This is a genomic window from Enterobacter sp. 50793107 (assembly GCF_001463365.1).
In the GTDB taxonomy this organism is placed as follows: Bacteria; Pseudomonadota; Gammaproteobacteria; order Enterobacterales; family Enterobacteriaceae; genus Enterobacter; species Enterobacter cloacae.
Genome location: NZ_LNII01000134.1, coordinates 1 through 21,958, shown reverse-complemented (window position 1 = coordinate 21,958; position 21,958 = coordinate 1). Strand labels below are relative to the sequence as shown.

Sequence of the window (21,958 nt, the reverse complement as noted above, 5' to 3'; positions counted from 1 at the left end):
GGGGTTTTTTATTGCCATCTTTTCTCTTTATGTCGTGCTACAGTGTCAAAAAGGGTCGTTTGAGGAGTCTGAATTGTGCCTGGTCTGAAGATTTCTATTTTGCAGCAACCTTTAGTGTGGATGGATGGCCCTGCCAACCTGCGCCACTTTGATCGTCAACTGGAAGGCATTACCGGGCGCGATGTGATTGTCCTGCCGGAGATGTTCACCACGGGCTTCGCGATGGAAGCCGCACAACAGTCGATGCCGCAGGATGAGGTGGTCGCCTGGATGCACGCCAAAGCGCAGCAGACCAACGCGCTGATCGCCGGGAGCGCCGCCCTGCAAACGGAACGCGGCCCGGTGAACCGCTTCCTGCTGGTTGAGCCGGAGGGGAAGGTCCATTTTTACGATAAACGACACCTGTTCCGCATGGCCGATGAGCATCATCACTACGAAGCCGGCAACGAACGTGTGGTGTTTGAATGGCGCGGCTGGCGTATTCTGCCGCTGGTCTGTTACGACCTGCGCTTCCCGGTCTGGTCGCGCAACCGCAACGATTACGACCTGGCGCTGTATGTCGCCAACTGGCCTGCGCCGCGCTCCCTGCACTGGCAGTCGCTGCTGGTGGCACGCGCAATTGAAAACCAGGCGTACGTGGTGGGGTGTAACCGCGTGGGAACAGACGGCAACGGACATCACTACCGGGGCGATAGCCGGGTGGTGAATCCGCAGGGCGAGATCATCGCCACCGCCGAACCGCATCAGGCGACGCGCATTGATGCCGAGCTGTCGTTGACGGCGCTGAAGGAGTATCGCGAGAAGTTCCCCGCATGGCAGGATGCGGATCCGTTTAGTATTGGGTGACACTTTCCCCTCACCCCAACCCTCTCCCAAAGGGAGAGGGAGGATAAAAGATCAACTCACCAGCGCCTGCCCGTCTTTGCGGCTCTCCGTCGCGGCCACGTAGTGCCCTTCCGGCATCCGGTAAATCACCTGCGCACCGCCAAAGTTATACTCCTGGAGCGGATCTTCCACGACGATGTGGTGGCCACGTTCACGCAGGGCAGCAATGGTGTTGCGATCGAACGTCGATTCGACGATCACCTCCCGGCCCTGCACCACGCGCCAGCGCGGGGCGTCGATTGCCGCCTGCGGGTTTTGCCCGTGCAGCATGATGCGCAGCGCCATCTGCATATGCCCTTGCGCCTGCATTGGCCCACCCATCACACCAAAAGACATCAGCGGCTGGCCGTTGCCGTCCATCGCAAAACCCGGAATGATGGTGTGGAACGGACGCTTGCTGCCCGCCAGCGCGTTCGGGTGCTTCGGATCCAGCACAAATCCGCAGCCGCGGTTTTGCAGGCTGATGCCGGTATCCGGTACCACAATCCCTGAACCAAAGCCCATATAGTTGGACTGGATAAACGAAACCATCATCCCGCTGGCATCTGCGGTGCTGATGTAGACCGTGCCGCTCTGCGTCGGCGAACCGTACTCAAAATCCGAGGCTTTATCAGGGTCGATAAGCGCCGCGCGCGATTTCAGATAATGGTCGCTCAGCAGCTCTTTAGCCGCAAACTCCATGTGCGCTTCATCCGCCACGTAGCGGTCGAGATCCGCCAGCGCCAGCTTCATCGCCTCAATGGATAAATGCAGGGATTGCACGGAGTCCGGGTGATGTTGCTCAATGCCGCACTGCTCCAGAATGCCGAGCGCAATCAACGTGGCGATCCCCTGCCCGTTCGGCGGTAGCTCCTGCACCGAACCGCCGGCAAAGTCGCGCGACAACAGCTCCACCCAGTCCACACGATGGTTCGCCAGATCCTCAGCCGTCAGATGTGCGCCGTGCGCTTTGGCGAAGGCGGCAATTTTCTGCGCCAGCTCGCCCCGATAAAACGCCTCGCCGTTGGTTTTTGCAATCAGCTCCAGCGAGTTCGCCTGCGCCGGGTTACGGAAGATCTCCCCTACGCGCGGGGCGCGGCCTTCCGGTGCGAAGCAGGCGCTAAAGCCCGGCTGGTCTTTAAGTTTGTTATAACCGCGCTGCCAGAGATGGCCAATCAGCGGCGAAACCGGGAAACCGTTACGCGCATACTCAATGGCAGGCTGCGCCAGCGTGGTCAGCGGCAGCGTGCCAAAACGTTCCGCCAGCGCCACCCAGCCCGATACCGCACCGGGCACGGTTACCGCATCCCAGCCGATTTCCGGCATCGCCGTTTTGCCAGCGAACAGATCCGCATGCCAGCTCGCAGGCGAGCGGCCAGAGGCGTTCAGGCCGTGGAGCTTTTCGCCATCCCAGACGATGGCGAAGGCATCGCTGCCAATCCCGTTACCGGTGGGTTCAACCACCGTCAGCGCCATCGCGGTGGCGACAGCCGCATCAACGGCGTTGCCGCCCAGCTGCAGCATCTTCATCCCCGCCTGCGCCGCCAGCGGCTGCGAGGTGGCAACCGCGTTATGGCCCATCATCGGCGGGCGTCGTGAAGCGTAACCGGACGTAAAATCAAGCGCTTTGGTCATCATGACTCCTTAGTCGTGGCGCGGATCGAGCGCATCGCGCAGCCCGTCGCCGAGTAAATTAAAGCCCTGCACGGCAAGGAAAATCGCCACGCCGGGGAAGACGGACATCCAGGGCGCCTGCTCAAGGAAGCCTTTGGCGGTGTTAAGCATTGAGCCCCAGGAGGGGTTTGGCGGCTGCTGCCCCAGACCCAGAAACGAGAGACTGGCTTCGGCGATAATCGCCGAGGCAATGGCCAGCGTGGCCTGCACCAGAATGGGTGACATGACGTTCGGCAGGACATATTTGATGATGATCCAGCGATCCGGCAGGCCTATCGCCCGCGCGCCGTCGATGTACTCTTCGTTGCGAATGGCGATCACCTGGCCGCGCGTGAGATGGGCGAAGATCGGCATCGCGGAAAGGCCAATGGCGATCATGGCGTTGGTCAGGCTTGGCCCTAAAAACGCCCCGAGGGCGATCGCCATGATCAGAAACGGACAGGCCAGCAGCGCTTCGATAACGCGTGAGATCGCCCCATCCCACATCTTCTGAAAGTAACCAGCCACCAGCCCCAGCGGCACGCCGATGACCACGGCGATGACTACCGACATACACCCCGCCATCAGCGAGGTTCTGGCTCCCCAGATAATGCGGGATAAAATATCGCGCCCCAGCTCGTCGGTGCCGAACCAGTACATCGCCGAGGGCGCTTTGCGCACCGCGAGGAAATTCGCCTTCACCGGATCGAACGGCGCGATCCACGGTGCAAGCAGCGCCACCAGCACAAAGAAGCCCACAATCACCGCGCCGATCACCGCGCTTTTATTGGCGAGAAATTTCTTCAGCACCCGGTTCTGCGCGCGGGGCAGAACCGGCGCAACGGTTTGAGTTGTCAGTTCCGCCATGGTTAACCTCGCATTTTCGGATTGATGAGAACGTACAGCACATCGGCCAGCAGGTTCAGCAACAGGAAGCCAATCGCCACGATCAGTACCACGCCCTGCACCACCGCGTAGTCGCGGTTAAACACCGAGTCGACGATCATTTTGCCAAATCCCGGAATGGTGAAGACCTGCTCGGTCAGCACCGCGCCGCCCAGCAGCTCGCCGAACAGCAGCGTGGTAAGCGTGATCACCGGCACCAGCGCGTTGCGAAACGCATGCTTGATAATGACGGCTTTTGGCAGCAGCCCTTTGGCCCGCGCGGTGCGGATGTAGTCAGCTTTGAGCACGGCGATCATGGAGGCGCGGGTATGGCGCATCAGCGTGGCCGCCAGCCCGGTGCCGAGCACGGCGGCAGGCAGCAGCAACGTCCGCAGGTTCTGCACCGGATCTTCACTAAACGGCACAAACCCGGACGCTGGCAGCCACTGCAGATTGACCGAAAAGACCAGTATCAGCAGGATCCCGAGCCAGAAGTGCGGTATCGAGATCCCGGAGATCGCCACAAAGTTCGCCCCGTGATCGACCCAGCTGTTTTTGTTCACCGCCGCGAGGATCCCCATGCTGATGCCGAACACCAGGGCGATGATCATCGCCAGCAGCGACAGCTCCAGCGTGACCGGCAGTTTGCTGGCGATAAGCTCGGTCACCGGTTCGTGCGTGCGTAAGGAGACCCCTAGATCGCCCTGCAGCGCGCGCGTCAGCCAGTGGAAATACTGCACCGGGATGGGCGCATCCAGATTGAGCTCAGCGCGCAGCTGGGCGATCACCGCCGGATCGCGCTCTTCGCCCGCCATGGCGATGAGCGGATCGCCGGGCAGCAGCTTCTGCAGCCCGAACACCATCATACTCACCAGCAATAGCGTCGGAACGGCCAGCAGCAGCCGTTTGCAAATCAGTTCCAGCATGGTCTCTCCTCGGGACGGTTATTTCGCCAGCGTCACACCGGCCAGACGCACGATGCCGTCCGGGTATGGCTTAAAGCCCTGCACGCTTTTGTTCAGGCCGAAAATACGCGGCTCAAAGTAGAGGTAGGCAACAGGCATGTCGGTTTGCAGCTGCTTCACTACCTTGTCGTACAGCGGCTGGCGAACGGCTTTATCGTTGCTGAGACGCGCCTGGGTCAGCCACTCATCGACCTGCGCATTGCTGTAACGGCCGTCGTTAAGCGTCCCTTTGCTGTGGATAAAACCGTAGATGCTGCCATCCGGGTCCGGGCGTCCTGACCAGCCGGAGAAGCTCAGCTGGTAATCACCGCTCTGCTGGCGATCGAGCAGCGTGGCGAACTCGGTCATCTGCAGATTCAGGGTAAAGCCCGCTTCAGCCACCATCGCCTGCAATACCTGGCCGACCTGCTGCGAGGTTGGGTTGTTCGGCACCAGCAGATTCACGTTCAGCGGCGTCGCGACGCCTGCGGCTTTAAGCAGCGCTTTCGCCTTGTCGACGTCACGCGGGGGCACCGGCAGGTTGACGTGATACGGGCTTACCGTCGAAAACGGCTGGTTGGCAGGCGTATACAGCCCCTCAAAGACCACCTGATTGAGCGCATCGCGGTCAATGGCCTGAGAGAACGCTTCACGCACGCGGGCGTCCTTGAACGGATCGTTCGCTGGCACCTTGCCATTATTGATATTGAAGGTGATGCCCTGATACCCGAGCCCCGTCACCTTCGCCAGCGACAGCTTGCTGTCGGCTTCGACGGTTTTAACGTCGCTGGCAGCAATGCCTTCGGTCAGATCGAGATCGCCCGCGCGCAGGTTCGCCAGACGCACGGAGGCATCCGGGATCGGCAGATAGATGATCTTGTCGAAGTGGTAAGCGTCTTTATTCCAGTAGTTGTCGAAACGAGTCAGAACAATGCGGTCCTGGGAGACGCGGCTGTCGAATTTATAAGGACCGGAGCAGACGGGATGGGCGGCAAAGTCCGGCTTTTTCGCCGCTTCGGGGGCCATCATCGCCCCGGCGCGGTCGGTGAGCTGCATTAACAGGGCAGCATCGGGGGTTTTCAGGTGCAGGGCGATCTGCATCGGGCCGGTGACCTCAACGGACTCCACGGACGATATTTCACTTTTACGCAGAGAGCCTTTTAAGGTCAGCGCCCGGTCGAGGTTGTATTTTGCCGCTGCCGCATCGAATTTTTCGCCATCATGGAAGGTGACGCCTTCACGCAAATTGAAGGTCAGGGTTTTGCCATCCTCGCTCCAGGTCCACTCTTTCGCCAGACCCGGCACCACTTTCAGGTTTTCGTCCACATCCACCAGCCTGTCGCACAGGGAGGCAAAAACGAAACGGCCATAATAGGTGCGCGCCAGATGCGGATCGAGCATATCCGGGTCTGCACCCAGCCCTACTCGCAGCACGCTTTCAGCCTGGGCGGGCAGCGCCGCGCCGAGCAACATAACACTTCCCAGTACGGTCAAAAGAGAATTACGCATTGTCATTATCATGAGTTCCTTGAAGGAAGGGAGGAGTGAGAGGCCGCGTGTTCAAACAGCGCGCGGCGGCGCAGAAAGGCGGTAGACGGCGGTGCTATCTGGATAACACTGCGATCGCGGTTAATCTCCTGCCAGCGGTGGCAGGCAATCTGGCGTCCGCCTTCCAGCACCTGGTTAATGGGCTCGGCAAGGCGACATTCATCCGTGGCATACGGACAACGGGTATGGAATCGGCACCCGGACGGGGGATCGGCCGGGTTCGGTAAATCCCCTTGCAGCAACGGGGCTGCGCGTCGGGCGCCCGGCTGCATCTGCGGTGCAGAGGCGATGAGCGCCTGGGTGTAAGGATGGAGAGGCGCGTCAAAGATCTCGTCGACGCTGGCAAGCTCAACGATCTGCCCGAGATACATCACTGCCACGCGGTCGCTCATATGGCGGATGACCGCCAGGCCGTGGGCAACAATCACCATCGTTAGCCCCAGCTGATGCTTCAGGCTTTCCAGCAGATTGATCACCTGCGCCTGCACGGAAACATCCAGCGCCGAGACGGGCTCGTCACCCAGCAGCAGTTTTGGCCCGGAGGCCAGCGCACGCGCAATACCAATGCGCTGGCGTTGCCCACCTGAAAACTCGTGCGGAAAACGCGCCGCCCAGGCGGCAGGCAGACCCACGGTTTTAAGCAGTTCCGCAACGCGATAGTGACGATCGGCTTTTTTCATCTCCTGATGCAGCCACAGCGGCTCACCCACAATCTGCTCAACCGTCATGCGCGGGTTTAGCGACGCAAAAGGATCCTGAAAAATAATCTGTAATTCCCGGCGCAACTGGTTGAGACGAGCTCCTGAGGCGTGTGTGATCTCTTCCCCCTGATAAAACACGCGTCCTTCGCTGGCGGCCAGCAAACGCAGCAGCAGACGGCCGAGCGTGGATTTGCCGGACCCGGACTCCCCGACAATCGCCAGCGTTTCGCCGGGCATCACGGAGAGGGAGACGCGATCCACCGCCGTCACAAAGCGGGCTGGAGTAAAAAGCTTCTTCGGGCCGGGGAAGCGCTTGCTCAGGTCACGGGCTTCAAGAATGGGCGTGGTCATGCGATCTCTCCCAGCGCAATGTGTTGTTCCAGCGGCACGCGGAAGCAGGCGACCAGATGGTCAGCCCCCTGCGCCGCGAGCGACGGTTTTTCGTTATGGCAGCGCGTTTGCGCGAAGGGGCAGCGGGTCGCAAAGCGGCAGCCTTTCGGCATGGATTCCGCCAGGGGAACCGCGCCGGGAATGGTGGCGAGCGGCCCTTTACGCGCGCCCGCGGACGGAATAGAGCCCATCAGACCAATGGTGTACGGGTGCTGCGGATCGGCAAAGATGGCCTCGACGCTCCCCTGCTCCACCACCTGCCCGGCATACATCACCGCCACCTGCTGCGCCACTTCCGCCACCACGCCTAAATCATGGGTGATCATCAGCACCGCCGTACCGGTCTCCTCTTTTAAGGTGTTGAGCAGCGCGAGGATTTGCGCCTGAATGGTGACGTCCAGTGCGGTGGTCGGCTCGTCGGCAATCAACAAACGCGGATGGTTAATCAGCGCCATCGCAATCATCACGCGCTGGCGCATGCCGCCGGAAAGCTGGTGCGGATACGCTTTCAGGCGCATCTCTGCTGCCGGGATCTGCACCTTCTCCAGGATTTGCAGCGCGGTATTCATCGCCTGCGCACGCGAAACGTTCTGATGGCGCATAACCGCTTCGCTGAGCTGGTCCCCAAGGGTAAAGGCGGGGTTGAGCGACGTCATCGGCTCCTGGAAAATCATCGCCAGCTCGTTACCGCGGAGATCGGCATATTCCCGCGGGGAAAGCTTTCGCAGATCGTGGCGACGAAACTGCATATCGCCGCTGACAATCTGCGCGCTGGCGGGCAATAGCCCCATCAGCGCTAAGGAGGTGATACTTTTCCCGCAGCCGGACTCCCCCACCAGCGCCAGCGTTTCACCCGCTTTGACCGTCAGCGAGATACCGTCAAGCACGCTCACCGGCGATCCGGCGAACTTAACATTGAGGTTTTGCAGGCGCAGTACCGGAGTGGCTTCCTTAAACGGAATCGTCGTCATAGCGTGATGTCGTCCTCAAGGTGGATCGCCTGTATCAGGGCGTTTTGCAGGCTAAGCAGATGTTCGCGCATGGCGGCCGCTGCTTCGTTGGGCTGGCGATGGATAATCGCGGACATGATTTTATGATGATGGTCGTTGTAGACATCGACCCGTTCGGGGGTTCGGGCAAGCTCACGCAAATGCTGCCAGCCTGGCTCACGCCTGACGGCATCAATGGCATCAAAAAGACCGAGCATCAGGCGATTGCCTGCGGCCTCCGCAATGGCGCGGTGAAAGGCGCTGTCCCACAGTTCATTCAGATCGCGGTCGTCCGGGCTGACCTTATCGATGCGTTCCAGCATGCGCTGCATGAGCGCGAGGTTTTCCCTGGTGGCACGCAGTGCCGCAAGCCGGGCTAAGCCGGGTTCGAGCTGTAGACGAGCTTCCATCACTTCCAGAAGGTTGGTTTGCTGAACCAATCCCTGAAGGGCCAGCGGTTCCACAGGCGCAGCAGGACCAATAAAAGTGCCTTTGCCCTGCTTACGCCAGATCCGCCCCTCTTCTTCCAGCACATCCAGCGCACGACGTACTTCACGTCGTCCTACGCCGAGAGTTTCCGACAGCTCACGTTCCGTGGGCAGCGGAAGGCCTGGTGTTGACTCGTGCTGGTGAATAAGACCGCGCAATTGTTCAAGCGCGGTGCTGGAATTTGCCAGAAACCGTGACGGTTTTTCCATATTGGTTCGCTCGCTTTCATCATGACTTTATTGTTATTAACGATAAGTTATTGATATGAGGCGCTACTTATCGTGCTAATGATTAAGCAATAAACGAACCAATTTTATATTGGTTCAAAATTTCGCAGTATAAAGGGTAATAACCTGTTAATTTATAAGCAGAACATCAAAAACGAATTGGCACGTCAAACGTTGCGCCAGCACATTAGCCATCCCGCTCGCTGCACAAAAACAGTGCGACAACTGCACCAAAAACGATCAAGTGTTAAATAAATGCACTGCTTATGTATATTCTTTGTTAACTAAAGATTATGTAACCGATAAAACAGGCAAAGATGCCGCCGGTTGGTAACGCCGGGCACTGATATAACGGACGACGAGTCACAAGAAACAGGTAAATAATACGCTTTATAAACAGGACAACTATTTTCTGCGGCTATATTTAAATGCGTATTTTATTGCTCCACGCCGCTTACTTTAGTTAATAAAGACCGTGCTTTTTCGGCTTATTAAACCGTATCTTTCACCCGGTATTTCAGAAAGTAAACGACTCTGCCAGAAATTAACCAAAAAACAACAATTACAGCATTTTAGATAAAATCAAATGAATCTCACTCTCATTTAAGAACTTTTATAATACATTGTTTTATATAAAATTAGTTCTTAAATCGCATTCATAATAGTCAGTTCAGACTATTTAATTAAGATTATTGCCTGGTCCAGCATATGATTATTCCTAAAGAACGACGGCGTTTGTCAGACTCCGGCTTAATATCATTAACGTAAGAAAACATCGCGTGTGAGGTATAATATGTACTGTGCAACTAACAATCCTGGCTATGTATCTCATACGGGTGGACAACCCGTTTGTCATACCCCTGACATGCGTTGTTATGGTTGCGAAAAGCAATGCCGTTTTAATACGTCTGAAGATGGCCAAAACCGTGATTGCCACGCGCTTGAATATTATATCTGGCCTGATAATAACACCTTTTTGGTTGAAGGCATTCGCCATCACTTTGGCGAGGTAAATGATAAATATATTTCGCAGCCGGTTGTCATCATCGACTTCAGTCATAAAAACATCAATTATTTTTTATCTGAAAACTGGTTAGATCAGTTCAAAAACATGAGACTGATTCTTGTCACTGATAAAAAGATGACGGCAATTGCGCACTACTGGTTTTACAACGACACGTTAGAAACCACTATCAGTTCAATTATCTTTTATGACGATAGCGCAGAAGAAGTCTCGACGAAACTGAAAAAAACGTTCCTGGCAAAAACGATTAAACCGACAGGTAACAGACCCAAACTGAGTCAGAATGAATACAGCCTGTTTTCATTCCTCTTTAACGGATGGTCGCCAAAGAAAATCGCCTACCGGAACGGCACCAGTGTTAAAAACACCTACGCCATGAAGAACCGAATTGAACGCAAGCTGGGCGTGTCCATCACACGGCTTGCAAGTTAGTGTAAAACTGACAATACGCTCTGTCGAAAATTCCTGGACAAACAGAGCGTATTCTGACTGTCACTCGTGTTTTTCCGTAATGCATAATTTATCTGATTGTTGATATATTACATAATATTTTACATATATTATATGGACGCGTAGCGTTTGATCACATGAACATTATTACTATTAAACAAAATGAGAATGACAACTACACTATGCGTTGTTACGGATGTATGCATAAATGCGCCTATGCCTCCATTCGCAGCACAAAGTGCGATGAATGTTCGGGAGCCGAGTTTTATATTTGGCCAGAAAATAACTCATTTCTGATAGAAGGCATTTTACAATACTTTGCTGATATTAATTCAAAAATAATTTCACAACCCATTGTCGTGATAGACTTTAATTACAAAAATATAAATTATTTCTTATCAAACAATTGGTTATCTCAGTTCAGAAACTCGCGCCTGATTCTGATCACCGACAAAAAAATGGCGGCCATTGCCCACTACTGGTTCTACAACGATACGGCAGACACGATCATCAGTACGGTTATTTTTCATGATGACCTGGCCGAGGATATCAAAATGAAGATCAGTCAGTCCTTTATGGGAAAAATAATACGACCTTCAGAAAAAAGAGCCAAACTTAGCGCAAATGAATATGCACTCTTTTCTGAACTGTATAAAGGCCAACTGCCTAAAAAGATTGCCATGAAAAATGCCACGAATGTCAAAAACATTTACGCCATGAAAATAAGAATTGAAACAAAGCTGGGCGTTCCCATTTCAAGGCTGGCGAGCTAATACGTCCACGTAAGAAAGAGATGTTAAAACATCAGCATAGCAAATATGACGTAGAATATTCCTAAAGGAACAGTTACTTTTCTTTATTGTGTGTGAGAGGGATAAAACCCTACACTACGATATTACCAGTGCTTGTATTTTTACATAATCCACCCGCGTCACCCGTTGTATTTACGGATGCCCCTGGTCGTTTTTAAATAACATATTCTTTACTTTTTAATTCTAAGTGAGGAACGCAACTACAGGTCTGAATTCAAAATGAATACGCATCTCTCCACGGTAAAAATTAATTCAGAGCATACTCTTGAAGATATTGAAGCCCCTGAAAAAGATTCTCTTCTGTGGGGCGTTGAATGGCTTTGTGGGCATCATTCTAAGTATGCCAGCAAAGAGGTGCTGTATGCAGGCCTGCCAAAAAGCGACAAGCTGGAGCCTGAAATGGCATTACGTATGCTTGAGCAGATGGGCATATCCGCCGGTTGGGTTAAGCGCGATCTGAATTCGCTTTCCTCCTGGCTGTTCCCTTTGCTTATTGCACGCAAAGACGGGACATACTGCATTCTTACCGCACGCAAGGGAAAGCGCGGGCAACATACGTATCAGATTGTGGTACCTGAAAACGACGGAACGCTCCTCGTTGCAGAGGCGGATTTACACGAGGCTTATGGCGGTTATGCCCTTGTGACGACGCCAAAACCCACGCTGGACGCGCGTGCTGAAGACCAGCTGTTACCGAAAGCCAAGGATGAAGGTCACTGGCTCTATTCGACGCTGTGGCGCTACCGGCATTACTTCTACAGCGCGGCACTGGCGGCGCTGCTGGCGAACATTCTTACGCTGGCCGGTACCTTCTTCACCATGAACGTCTATGACCGCGTGATCCCCACCCAGGCGTACGTCACCCTGTGGTCGCTGGCGATTGGCGTGGTGATTGCCATTATTTTTGAATTTGCCAGCCGACAAATCCGCGCCTATTTGATCGACATCGCCGGTAAAAAAGCAGATCTGATCCTCGGGGCGAAGCTGTTTCGCCAGGTGATGTCGATGCGCATGGAATACAAGCCGCAATCCTCCGGAACCTTTGCGAACCAGTTACGCGATTTTGAGGCCGTCCGCGACTTTATCACCTCTGCGACCCTCGCCACGCTGTCCGATTTGCCGTTCTGTCTGCTGTTCATGTTCATCATTTACATGATTGGCGGCCCACTGGCCGTTGTACCGCTGGTCGCCATGCCACTGATTTTGATTGTCAGCGTCATTATCCAGTGGCCACTGGGTCGCTACATGGAAGAAAACGTCCGGGAAATTTCACTTAAGCAGGGTCTGCTGATCGAGAGCATCGAAGGGCTTGAGGCCTTAAAAGCCGCTCAGGGCGAAGGGGTGATGCAAAAGCGCTGGAATGATTTCAGCGCACTGGCTGCGGCGTCCTCGATGAAAACCCGCTATCTCTCCATGCTGACCACCAACTTTGTCTCTTTTGTGCAGCAAATCACCACCGTCTGCATCGTGGTGCTCGGCGTCTATTTAATCCACGCCGGAGAGCTGACCATGGGGGCCATGATTGGGGTGGTGATCCTCTCCAGCCGTTCGCTCGCGCCTCTGGCCTCTGTGGTCGGTCTGGCGCTGCGTTATCAGCACGCTAAAACCGCGCTGAAATCCCTTAACCAGCTGATGGAAACACCGACCGAGCGCGATGCGCTGATCAATTATCTGCCGACGCCCAATTTCACCGGCAGCCTGCGTCTGAAAAAGGTGGGATTCACCTATCCGGTACCGGGAATGATGGTCGCGCCACGCATTCTGGACAACATCAATATCAACATCGAGGCCGGGGAGCAGGTGGCCGTGCTGGGCAAAATTGGCAGCGGTAAGTCGACCCTGCTGCGCGTGATGGCGCGCCTGTACCAGCAGAGCAGCGGACAGCTTTTCATTGATGGTGTGGATGCGACACAGGTTGATCCCGCCGACTGGCGCGCTGCGGTGGGTTACGTCGGGCAGGACTGCCGCCTGTTTTACGGCACCCTGCGCCATAACATCGTCATTGGTAACCCGGGCGTGAGCACGGAAGAGTTTCTGCGGGTGGTTCGCCTGACCGGGCTTGATCACGTGGCGGCCAGACATCCACTGGGTTTTGACATGCCTATCGGCGAAATGGGCAATTGCCTTTCCGGTGGACAAAAACAGCTCGTCGCCCTCGCCCGCTGCCTGTTGCTGCGACCAAAGATTTTGCTGATGGATGAACCCACCAGCTCAATGGATGCGATGACGGAAACCCTGTTCCTTCGTCGGCTCAAAGAAGCGACGCAAGGACAAACGCTGGTCATTGTGACCCACCGCATGTCCGTACTGAGCCTGGTAGAGCGTCTGATCGTCATGGAAGACGGACACGTAGTGAAAGACGGTCCCAAAGATCAGGTGATGGCCAGCCTGAATGAGAATGTCATGAAGAAAAAGCAAGCAATGCATTCAGTCGAAGAGAAGCAACAGAAACAAGGTGTGAATGAATGATGAACGAGGACGAAGTGAATCATAACGCCTCAAAGGGAGAGGCCGAAACGGATGCAGGCGTACCCTCAACGGCACTGGAAAACGTGAACGCTACGCAGAGAGCGGGCACCGGGCTGGCATTACACCCTGCACAGCCAACGGGGAAAGTGAAAGCCGACGATCTGAAATTCATGCACGACCTGCAGGGCGCGCTGATCGCACAGAAGACCCCTTTCAGCATGATCATGCTCTACACCATCACCCTGGTTGTGGTGGTAGCGCTGGTCTGGGCGCATTTCGCCCGGGTTGAGGAGATTACCCGTGGCGACGGGAAAGTGATCCCCGCCAGCCGCGAGCAGCTCATTCAGAGCCTGGAAGGCGGCATTCTCGAAGAGCTAAACGTGCAGGAAGGCGACATCGTCGAGAAAGGCCAGATTCTGCTGAAGATTGACCCGACTCGCGCCGGGGCCAGCTATGGCGAATCGTTGTCCAAAGTGCAGGGGCTGAAAGGCAGCATTGCCCGTCTCAGGGCGGAAGCCTACGACACGCCACTGACCTTCCCGCCGGATATCGCCGGGATTGAGTCAATCGTGCGTGATGAGACCCAGGCCTATAACGCCCGCCTGAAAACCCTGAATGAAAGCGTAGAGGCCTTAAAACGGAGCCTGACGCTGGCGCAAAACGAGGTCAGTCTGTCGGAGCCGCTGGCGCGCAGAGGGTTAATGTCGGATGTCGAAATCCTGCGCCTCAAGCGCCAGGCGAACGAATTCAGCCTGCAGATCACCGAGCGTACCAACCGCTTCCGCTCTGATGCCAACAGCGAACTGAACCGTCTGGAATCTGAGCTGGCGCAGGCGGAAGAAATTCTGCGCGGACGCCAGGACGTAATGAACCGTACCACGGTGGTGGCGCCCGTGCGCGGCACCGTCAACAACATCCGGGTGACAACCCGTGGCGGCGTCATTCAGCAGGGGGCGGAGATCATGACCCTCATTCCGCTTGAAGATAACCTGCTGGTTGAAGCCAAAATCAAACCCTCTGATGTGGCCTTTATCCATCCGGGCCTGCCCGCCACGGTAAAAATTACCGCCTACGACTATGCCATTTATGGCGGATTAAACGGTGTCGTTGAACACCTCAGTTCAGACACCCTGATCGATGAAGAGAAAGCCCGTCAGGGGCGTGGAGATTCTACCTATTACCGGGTGTTCGTCCGCACCGACCGTGCCGCGTTACAGGTAAAAGACAAGTCGTTCCCGATCATGCCGGGAATGGTGGCAAACGTAGAAATCAGAACGGGGGAGAAGACCATTTTGTCTTACATCCTCAAACCGATACTGAAAGCGCGCGAAGCCTTCAGGGAGAGATAATTATATGGTTAAGGCACGTAAAGAGCGTCGTTGGGCAAGGGTAGCAACCGCAGTTGCACTCTGCTTGCCCTGCTCTTCTTTTGTCATTCCGCTGCACGCGGCTGACATTGCTCAGGCTAAAAGCAGCCTGGCGTCATTGCCGCCGATGCGCACACAGTCACAGCTCAACCGCGAAGTGCAGCCTGTGCAGCGGACGGTGTCGCACAGTGCGGCATCGCCGCGTTCGCTGCCTGCCATGCGTACCCAGTCGCAATACGTCAGTACGCAAAAGGCGATGCCAACGCAAGCCACTGCGCGCCCAGAACGTTACGCCTCTGCACCGACAGCCAGGGAGTTTGCCCCCGCCCCGTCAAAACCGGCGGAAAGCCGGGCTGCGCTGAAGAAAAACGCAGACTTCTTCCCGCCCGTCACCGAGTATTACAAACCGGACCCGGCGTACGCCGGGGTGCGTCGTGACGGCGGTGCGCGTCAAGCCATCAGCGGCATGTCGCAGGGCTACCGTGCCGGCAGTCAGGATTCGCTTGTTTTTCTGCGCAGCATGGTGGCCAGAGCGCTGGCGTATAGCCCGGAACTGCGGGCCGCCTCAGCAGAGGTGATGGCGTCTGACTACATGGTCGATCAGGTAAAAGGCCAGCGCATGCCCCAGGTACGTCTGGGTGTAACCTCGCCGCTGTCGACCGTGGGCGGCGATCGCCAGTCGTCATCCAACAATAGCCATATCAGCGACTCAAGCGGCACGGTCTCCGTTAATACGCCGATTATTGACTGGGGAAGGATCAGTAACCAGGTGGACAACTCTCTGGAAACGGCAAAAGCAGCCCGTTATTCAAAAGAGTATTCCCGCGAACAGCTGGCCTACAACACCGTGTCCGAGCTGATGAACATGGGGCGTTACCAGCACAGTAAGGTTGTGGCGAAACAGTATGTTGGCCGCATGAAAGAGCTGGTCACCATGCTGTCGCAAATTACCCAGGCAGACCGCGGCAGAGAGAGTGAACTGGTGCAGGCAAAAGCAAAACTGATGTCGGCCCAGGCAAGTCTCGACAACATTGAGCATCAGCTGAGTGCCAGCAAAATTAAACTGGTGCGTCTGCTGGGGATCGAGCCAGAATTACCGGAAGGCATAAGCTGGCACGACACGGTCATCCCGGCGTCGGTGGCGCTTTCTGGGCTGGATAAAAACCCGATGATGCTGAACCTGCAGTCCAAAGTCCGGGCGGCGGAGTATGAGGCTGAAAGCATTAAATCGTCGGCCCTGCCGCAGGTGAACTGGGTCATCTCCAAAAGCACCGCCAAAGACAGCAACGGCAACGAAGCGGGTTGGTATACGGGCTTAAACGTCGAGTGGGAGGCGTTTAGCGGTGGCTCTCAGCGTGCCGCTGAGATGTCGGCACGGGCGAAAGCCAATATGGCGCAGCAGCAATATGAAGTGAGTTACAAAGATCTGGAGTATCAGATTAACTATCAGATTCAGGTACGTGACTCCTCTTTCCTGCGCGCCGATGATTACGATCGCCTGACAAGTGAAACGGATCGGGTGCGTCGTATGTTCTACGAACAGTGGTATCACCTTGGCAAACGCACCTTGCTCGACGTGCTGACGGCAGAAAACGATCATTTTAATAATCAGCTTTCTGCCATTAACAACCGCTACGACGGCTATATTTCCAACATTAACGTCATTGCCAGCCCCTCCATGCTGCTGTCATGGATGAAAATGAGCTAAGCGAAACAGACGTAATAAAAAGCCAGACCGTCAGTGATGAGGGTCTGGCTTTTTTATCTCTTTCAGAAGGCGACTACCAGGGGGTGTCCTCTCTGCTGATCTCCGCCCAACGCAGATACATATCGCTCGACATCATAAAATCGGTATGCCATTTCCACCAGGTATGCAGCGTGTAGTACACCAGACATGGCAGATAGCAAAGCAGGAAATAGACCTCAAACCAGACCTGCCATCCCGAAAGCGTAAGCAGCACGCCGATAACAGCCGACCAGACACATTCCACGCCCACCAGCATCACCAGCCGCAGCCATAATGGTTTCTCAGACAGCGTCCTCCACGGGAGTGACGGAGAGAAATAGAGATCAATCTCGTTAAGGAACAGATGGCCCAGAAACACATAGCGTCGGGTAAAGCGCAAGAACAGCAGATTGATTGCCAGCACCACCACGCAGAGCACCACCATGGTAATGATGGCGGTTAAGGTGAAGTAGCGCCCATAGAGATCAAACTGCGCACTGTTGCGTAAGGGGCTGATGGTCAGGAGATTCATCACCACACTCATCACGAGAGCAACGGCGACATACTGTGAAAGCTGCGTGTATTTTGCCTTGTCTCTGGCTGAGGCAACGACCTGCTGAATATAGACATGGCGCAGTGCGGCAAAGATCCCCCAGATAATCAGCGGCGCCACGAAAACCATGATCAGCAGCGTGATGCCTGGCGTGGTCAGCGCAAGGAAGAGCCCCGTGATGCCCGCGAAAATCAGGATCGAGACGGCCAGCACGATAAACGGTTCGAAGATGACCGAATTCGTTTTCGGGCTCTCTTTGCCGACAAATACCGACAAATCAACATTCTTGACGACGCATTTATAGGCCCAGAAGGCCTTAAGGTCGGCAATGAAGCTATACCCGATCAGCGCGAAAATACCGCTCGCGACCCAGGCATCCTGCCGGGAAAAAGAGAAACCGGCATTTTTCCAGTAAAAGCCCAGCAGGATAAACGTCACGATATAGATAAAAAGCACGTTCCTTTTATCCTGATAACGGATGAAGGTTAAATAATCTGGAATCATAGCTCGGCCATTACATCCCTAACACTTTTCTGCAGTGCAGGACACGCCCGGCAGAAAAACCGGAAAAATCATTTAGCATCTGTCCCAGATAGGGTTTGTTGCTCATCTCCAGGAACAGCGGCTGGTCTGGATGATGGATGAATCTGGCCATGGAATCGGCCCATTTCACCGTCTGCGTCAGATGCAGGGAGAGGTTCTCTTTGATATTGTCCGGCACCGTTTCGACTCTGGCGGTCACATTCATCAGCACGTCATAGGCTGGCGAGGTGAAAGGCTGTCCCGCCAGGAAGTCACGCATCAGCTGCACGCCCTCAGCCATTAAACGGGTATGCCAGGCCCCGCTGACGCCGAGCTTGATCGGCTCATAGCCTTCGTCCGCCAGCACTTTGGCAAAATCACTCAGCGCAGACGGGGTCCCGCCAATCACCTGCTGACGCGGGGTGTTGTCGCAGCTGATATCCAGCGCGATCCCGGAACGGGTGATGATGTCACTCAGCGTGGCAAAATCGACCCCCTTCAGCGCCAGCATCGCGCCTTTCTGCTTTTTACTCACCGCATCCATGGAGCTGGCACGAAAATGCAGCGTACGGAACAGGGTCTCCAGCGAGATCGCGCCTGCCGCGTACAGGGCACTGTATTCGCCAACGCTATGGCCGCAGGCACCCACGACGCGCAGCGCCGGGAAGCGCTCGCGGCAGAGGCTATAAAGCGATACGTTGATCGCCGTAACGGCCAGCTGTTGTACCGTGGTCTGGATCAGCCTGTTCATCGGCCCCTTAAGGCAGAGTCGGCGCAGATCGAGACCCGACACATCGCTGGCACAATCCCAGATCTGTTTCGTCGTTGCATTGAGATCCCACAGATCGCTGCCCATACCAATCACCGGGTTTCCCTGGCCGGAAAACAGCAGCACCACAGGCTGCGATGGATTATCAAGCGTCATAGTCATTTCCTTATAAGTAATACTTAAAGCCAGCATAGCCACCGGCAACATCGCCGAAGAAAGCAAACTCAGAATTTGCGCTACCCAGTGCTGAATAGACGCCGGTATACGCTTCCAGCTGGTCATCAATAAAGGTCAGCGGTGCGCTGATGTGGAGCCCCGACAGGGTGCTTTTATCCATCAGATTGACGATAAAATAAGGCTGCACGGCGATCTGATGCGTGAGCTGCACGCTGGACCAGGCGTTGAGATAGTGTCTCCCCTGCAACATGCCTTTGTTGCCCGTATTGCTGATTTCAGACGCCATCAGGTACTTATAGGAATCAAACGCCCTATCGAGCGGCGCATAACCTGTCGGCGTATTCAAAAAGGTCATCAGCTCGCGCTGCTTGCGCCATTCCGTGCGGGAGTAGCCTTCGCTCTGGTAATAATATTCCAGGCCGAAAACGTTAAAGGTATCAGTGGTATATTGCCCGCCCACCGACAGCTCTACGCCATTTTTGTCCTCGGTCTCATACAGCGATGAAGGAAATGCATAGTTCTGGACTTCTGCACTTTTCTCCTCAGAGAGATGACGCCAGCGCTGCTCCCGGTGCCAGGCCATCTCGGCATTCAGGGTCAGCTGTGGGGTGTAGTGATAGCTGTCAGAGACGGCAACCGACTGCGAGTCTCCCAGCAGAATGCGCATCCCCGGCGTATGTTGACGGAAGGCATGTGAGGTATAGCTCAGAAGCCAGGCCTCGCTGCTGTTGCCACGCTGGTTCGCGGACCAGTTGCTGGAGGTCAGATAGTATTTATCGATCGTCGCCAGCTTCGGAATCACGGTCAGCGAGAGCGACTCATCCCGGTTGTCCATTGACAGCGTCGCGGCCCAGGACGAGGACTGATACGCAGTGCGAAGCGCGGGATCGTAAAGCCGCGTCGGTTTGAACCCGGCGTAGTAATGCGGAGTCAGATCGGAAGGTGAGCGCAGGAAAAAGAGACCCTGCTTCGCCTGAAGTTTTCCCACTTCAAGCTGCACGCTGTCTGAAACGGCGTAAACCAGTCTCAGACGCTCAATCAGCAGCTGAGAGCGGCTGTCGTCCTCTTCAAATGCCCCCACCTTGCGCGGTGAGTACCAGGTGAGCCCGTAGAGAGACAAATCCAGATCCAGCGCATTATCAACGATCGCGCACTTGCTGGTGAGATTCACGCCCGCGTCATTGTAGATATTGTGTCTGGTATACGGATTTCGGCCGTTAATTCGCCAGTCTGAAATTTGTTTTTTGACCAGCGACACCTGCTCATACAGCGTGACAGTGCTGTTTTTTGCAAAGTCGGAACCGGACAGGCAGTCCGCCAGTGTGCTCACCGGCAGAGCGGAGAGTGCCAGGGTTAACCCCAGTAATGTGCGTTTCAATTGGCACCTCGCTGAATAGACTCGCGAGTAAAGTGGGATTCAGGCAAGGATTCCAGGCGAACATCGCTGTACTCCATCACCGAGTAGCTGTTGCCGTGACGGGCCTCCTTCACAATAATTTTCATCGGACGCATCTTCCCTAATACCATCTGAAAATCCTGGTACAGCACTTCTTTCATCAATTTATTATCCAGAGAGTAATACGACGCTTTAAAAGGACGGTTCTCCCCCTCTTTTTCGACGTAATAGATGACTTTTGGCCACGTGACGTCATCCGTTTTGCGCACCAACTCCAGCTTATAGCACTGCGTATCGCCGCATGCTTCCTCGCCCAGCAGCGTGGCGTGGTAGGCATACTCAAAATTGGTGACAATGACGTCGCCATTGGAAATTTGTCCAATCAGGCGCTGCTGGCGCGAAACGGGAACCGGTCGACGCAGTTCTGGCGTGTAGAACCAAAGATCGTACCAGTCAGAGAGCAGCACTTTGCCTTTGTCCCGCGGGGGATAAATAAAACGCGCCAGCGAACGGGCATCGGCTTTCATTCCCCCTTCGGGTTTCATAAAGCGCATGGAAATATCCAGCACCTGCTTATTGTCAGGCTGAGATGCGCCCGACTTATATTCATGAATGGTCAGGGTATAGCGAAAAGGTTTATTCGGGGAACGAACCTCATCGGCACGACGAATAATCTCTGATGCTTTGTTATCCACCGGCGCTGATAATACCGCCGAGGAAAACAGGCACAGACAAAAGAGCAGTTTTGTGATGACAACGCGTTTCATATCGCTTCCTTACGAAAATTTAAAAGCATCTGAAATATTCAGCCGTGAAGCACGTAATGCAGGCAGCACAGAGGCGCCGGTTGCGGCCAGGATCGGTAATACCAGGGTTATCCAGGTCAGTGCTACGCTGTCGGTTTTAATAAAGGCCGTATAGCCCAGCGATTGCCCCGGTGACGGCGGCATCGCAATACCGTAAAGATTGATGGCAGAGGCAATGGCATAACCTGTCGCCAGACTGCCAAGGGCGCCGATAAGACCAATGAAAATCCCTTCCAGTAAAAACAGCCTGGTGACGTGCAGGGGTTTCAGGCCAATCGCCCTGAGGGTGGTTATTTCCCGGGTACGTTCGATAATATTCATGGTCATCGAATTGCCGATCATAAAGATCACGATCAATCCGACGATGAGCTTAATGAAGAAATAGATCCCGGATAATAAGCCTTCGACTTGCTGATAAAAGATCGAGGTCTCTTTCCAGTCTTTGACCAGCAGCGGTAAATGATGCTTCGCAATAAACTGGCGCAGTTTGGCGCTAAAGACGGCGGTATCGTCGTCCTTCAGCAGGATTAATACTTTACTGACGCTGTTGGTTCCCATGATGCGCTGTGCGGTATCAAGCGGGATTTTCATCGCCACATCATCGTAATCCTTAATACCGGACTCAAAGATGCCGCGAAGCTTCATCGATAACGCGCCCTGCCCGCCCTCGGTATTCACCACCAGCACATCCAGCCAGTCGTCGTAGTGGGCATTGAGCGTTTTCGCCAGCCCACTGCCCAGCGTGATTTCGTCGGTACGCACCCGGGAGAGATCGCTGCCGGAAATTAATTTATCAAACGATCCCAGCTTTAACGCAGGCAGCGGCTCCACACCCAGTGCGGAAAAATAGCTGGACGTTTCGCTTTCATATTGCGAAATCACCCCGGTAAATTCCAGCTGACCGGACAGCGTCGAAATATGCGGTGCAAGATCCGGATCGTTGAGAATCGCCTTTTTCAGGGATGCATAATCGGCAATCAGGCTTTTATTTTTATTCGACGTCTGGAAATAATTTTCATTATAAATTTGCACGTGACCAATATTGGTTCGAATCGTTTGCTCTTTCAAAAGGCTTTGTTGAATAAATCGAACTTTTGCTGAGTTGAAGGATCAGATCACGTATCTTCCCGACAACGCAGACCGTTCCGTGGCAAAGCAAAAGTTCAAAATCACCAACTGGCCCACCTACAATAAAGC

General features: G+C 54.8%; 17 protein-coding genes and 1 pseudogene. 6 read left to right on the top strand and 12 right to left on the bottom strand.

All coding sequences use genetic code 11. The annotated features are described in order from the left end of the window. The first annotated feature begins 75 nt into the window (after positions 1–75). Complete coding sequence (locus APU11_RS17555) at positions 76–846, top strand: amidohydrolase (RefSeq protein ID WP_058651600.1); 771 nt, start codon at positions 76–78, stop codon at positions 844–846. Positions 847–897: 51 nt separating this feature from the next. On the opposite strand, the gene APU11_RS17550 is transcribed toward APU11_RS17555, so the two are convergent. Genes APU11_RS17550 through APU11_RS17520 form a run of 7 tightly spaced genes read right to left on the bottom strand, consistent with a single transcriptional unit; the run spans position 898 to position 8,672 of the window. After that, the gene (locus tag APU11_RS17550) at positions 898–2,499 is read right to left on the bottom strand and encodes a gamma-glutamyltransferase family protein (RefSeq protein WP_058651599.1); all 1,602 of its coding nucleotides are present in this window, start codon (positions 2,497–2,499) and stop codon (positions 898–900) included. 9 nt (positions 2,500–2,508) lie between these two features. Next, positions 2,509–3,384 carry an ABC transporter permease gene (locus APU11_RS17545; RefSeq protein WP_058651598.1) on the bottom strand — a complete coding sequence of 292 codons (876 nt, stop codon included), beginning with the start codon at positions 3,382–3,384 and terminating at the stop codon, positions 2,509–2,511. A gap of 2 nt (positions 3,385–3,386) precedes the next feature. Continuing rightward, on the bottom strand, positions 3,387–4,328 hold the full coding sequence (locus APU11_RS17540) for an ABC transporter permease (protein ID WP_058651597.1): 942 nt from the start codon (positions 4,326–4,328) through the stop codon (positions 3,387–3,389). 18 nt (positions 4,329–4,346) lie between these two features. Next, complete coding sequence (locus APU11_RS17535; RefSeq protein WP_029882427.1) at positions 4,347–5,861, bottom strand: ABC transporter substrate-binding protein; 1,515 nt, start codon at positions 5,859–5,861, stop codon at positions 4,347–4,349. Between the two features lie 2 nt (positions 5,862–5,863). Beyond that, a complete protein-coding gene (locus APU11_RS17530; RefSeq protein WP_044158868.1) occupies positions 5,864–6,946 on the bottom strand; it encodes an oligopeptide/dipeptide ABC transporter ATP-binding protein in 1,083 nt (360 codons plus the stop codon). Then, positions 6,943–7,956: an ABC transporter ATP-binding protein gene (locus APU11_RS17525; RefSeq protein ID WP_058651596.1), complete on the bottom strand. Its 1,014-nt coding sequence runs from the start codon at positions 7,954–7,956 to the stop codon at positions 6,943–6,945. The genes APU11_RS17530 and APU11_RS17525 overlap by 4 nt, the downstream gene beginning before the upstream one ends. After that, positions 7,953–8,672: an FCD domain-containing protein gene (locus APU11_RS17520; RefSeq protein ID WP_013095718.1), complete on the bottom strand. Its 720-nt coding sequence runs from the start codon at positions 8,670–8,672 to the stop codon at positions 7,953–7,955. Before APU11_RS17520 ends, APU11_RS17525 begins: the two co-directional genes overlap by 4 nt. An 811-nt stretch (positions 8,673–9,483) precedes the next feature. Between APU11_RS17520 and APU11_RS17515 the strand changes: the two genes are divergently transcribed. The 5 genes from APU11_RS17515 to APU11_RS17495 all read left to right on the top strand — a co-directional run bounded on the left by APU11_RS17515 (position 9,484) and on the right by APU11_RS17495 (position 16,520). Further along, positions 9,484–10,146: a hypothetical protein gene (locus APU11_RS17515; RefSeq protein WP_072200454.1), complete on the top strand. Its 663-nt coding sequence runs from the start codon at positions 9,484–9,486 to the stop codon at positions 10,144–10,146. 155 nt (positions 10,147–10,301) lie between these two features. Then, positions 10,302–10,937 carry a hypothetical protein gene (locus tag APU11_RS17510; protein ID WP_044158869.1) on the top strand — a complete coding sequence of 212 codons (636 nt, stop codon included), beginning with the start codon at positions 10,302–10,304 and terminating at the stop codon, positions 10,935–10,937. Between the two features lie 258 nt (positions 10,938–11,195). Beyond that, positions 11,196–13,445, top strand: a complete 2,250-nt coding sequence (locus tag APU11_RS17505) for a type I secretion system permease/ATPase (protein ID WP_058651595.1) — start codon at positions 11,196–11,198, stop codon at positions 13,443–13,445. Further along, the gene (locus tag APU11_RS17500) at positions 13,442–14,794 is read left to right on the top strand and encodes an HlyD family type I secretion periplasmic adaptor subunit (RefSeq protein ID WP_013095714.1); all 1,353 of its coding nucleotides are present in this window, start codon (positions 13,442–13,444) and stop codon (positions 14,792–14,794) included. Before APU11_RS17505 ends, APU11_RS17500 begins: the two co-directional genes overlap by 4 nt. A 4-nt stretch (positions 14,795–14,798) precedes the next feature. After that, positions 14,799–16,520 (top strand): TolC family protein, encoded by a 1,722-nt coding sequence (locus APU11_RS17495; RefSeq protein ID WP_060578681.1) that lies wholly within the window; start codon positions 14,799–14,801, stop codon positions 16,518–16,520. 73 nt (positions 16,521–16,593) lie between these two features. Here the strand turns inward: APU11_RS17495 and APU11_RS17490 are convergent, their stop codons facing one another. From APU11_RS17490 to APU11_RS17470, 5 genes and pseudogenes are all read right to left on the bottom strand, one after another. Then, positions 16,594–17,595 (bottom strand): hypothetical protein, encoded by a 1,002-nt coding sequence (locus APU11_RS17490; protein ID WP_058651593.1) that lies wholly within the window; start codon positions 17,593–17,595, stop codon positions 16,594–16,596. 10 nt (positions 17,596–17,605) lie between these two features. Further along, on the bottom strand, positions 17,606–18,538 hold the full coding sequence (locus APU11_RS17485) for an ACP S-malonyltransferase (RefSeq protein WP_058651592.1): 933 nt from the start codon (positions 18,536–18,538) through the stop codon (positions 17,606–17,608). Positions 18,539–18,548: 10 nt separating this feature from the next. Further along, positions 18,549–19,937, bottom strand: coding sequence for a hypothetical protein (locus tag APU11_RS17480; RefSeq protein ID WP_058651591.1), 1,389 nt, complete (start codon positions 19,935–19,937; stop codon positions 18,549–18,551). After that, positions 19,934–20,722, bottom strand: a complete 789-nt coding sequence (locus APU11_RS17475) for an outer membrane lipoprotein-sorting protein (RefSeq protein WP_013095709.1) — start codon at positions 20,720–20,722, stop codon at positions 19,934–19,936. Before APU11_RS17475 ends, APU11_RS17480 begins: the two co-directional genes overlap by 4 nt. A gap of 9 nt (positions 20,723–20,731) precedes the next feature. Continuing rightward, positions 20,732–21,832 (bottom strand): annotated as a pseudogene (locus APU11_RS17470) (ABC transporter permease); the annotation flags it as partial. Positions 21,833–21,958: the final 126 nt, after the last annotated feature.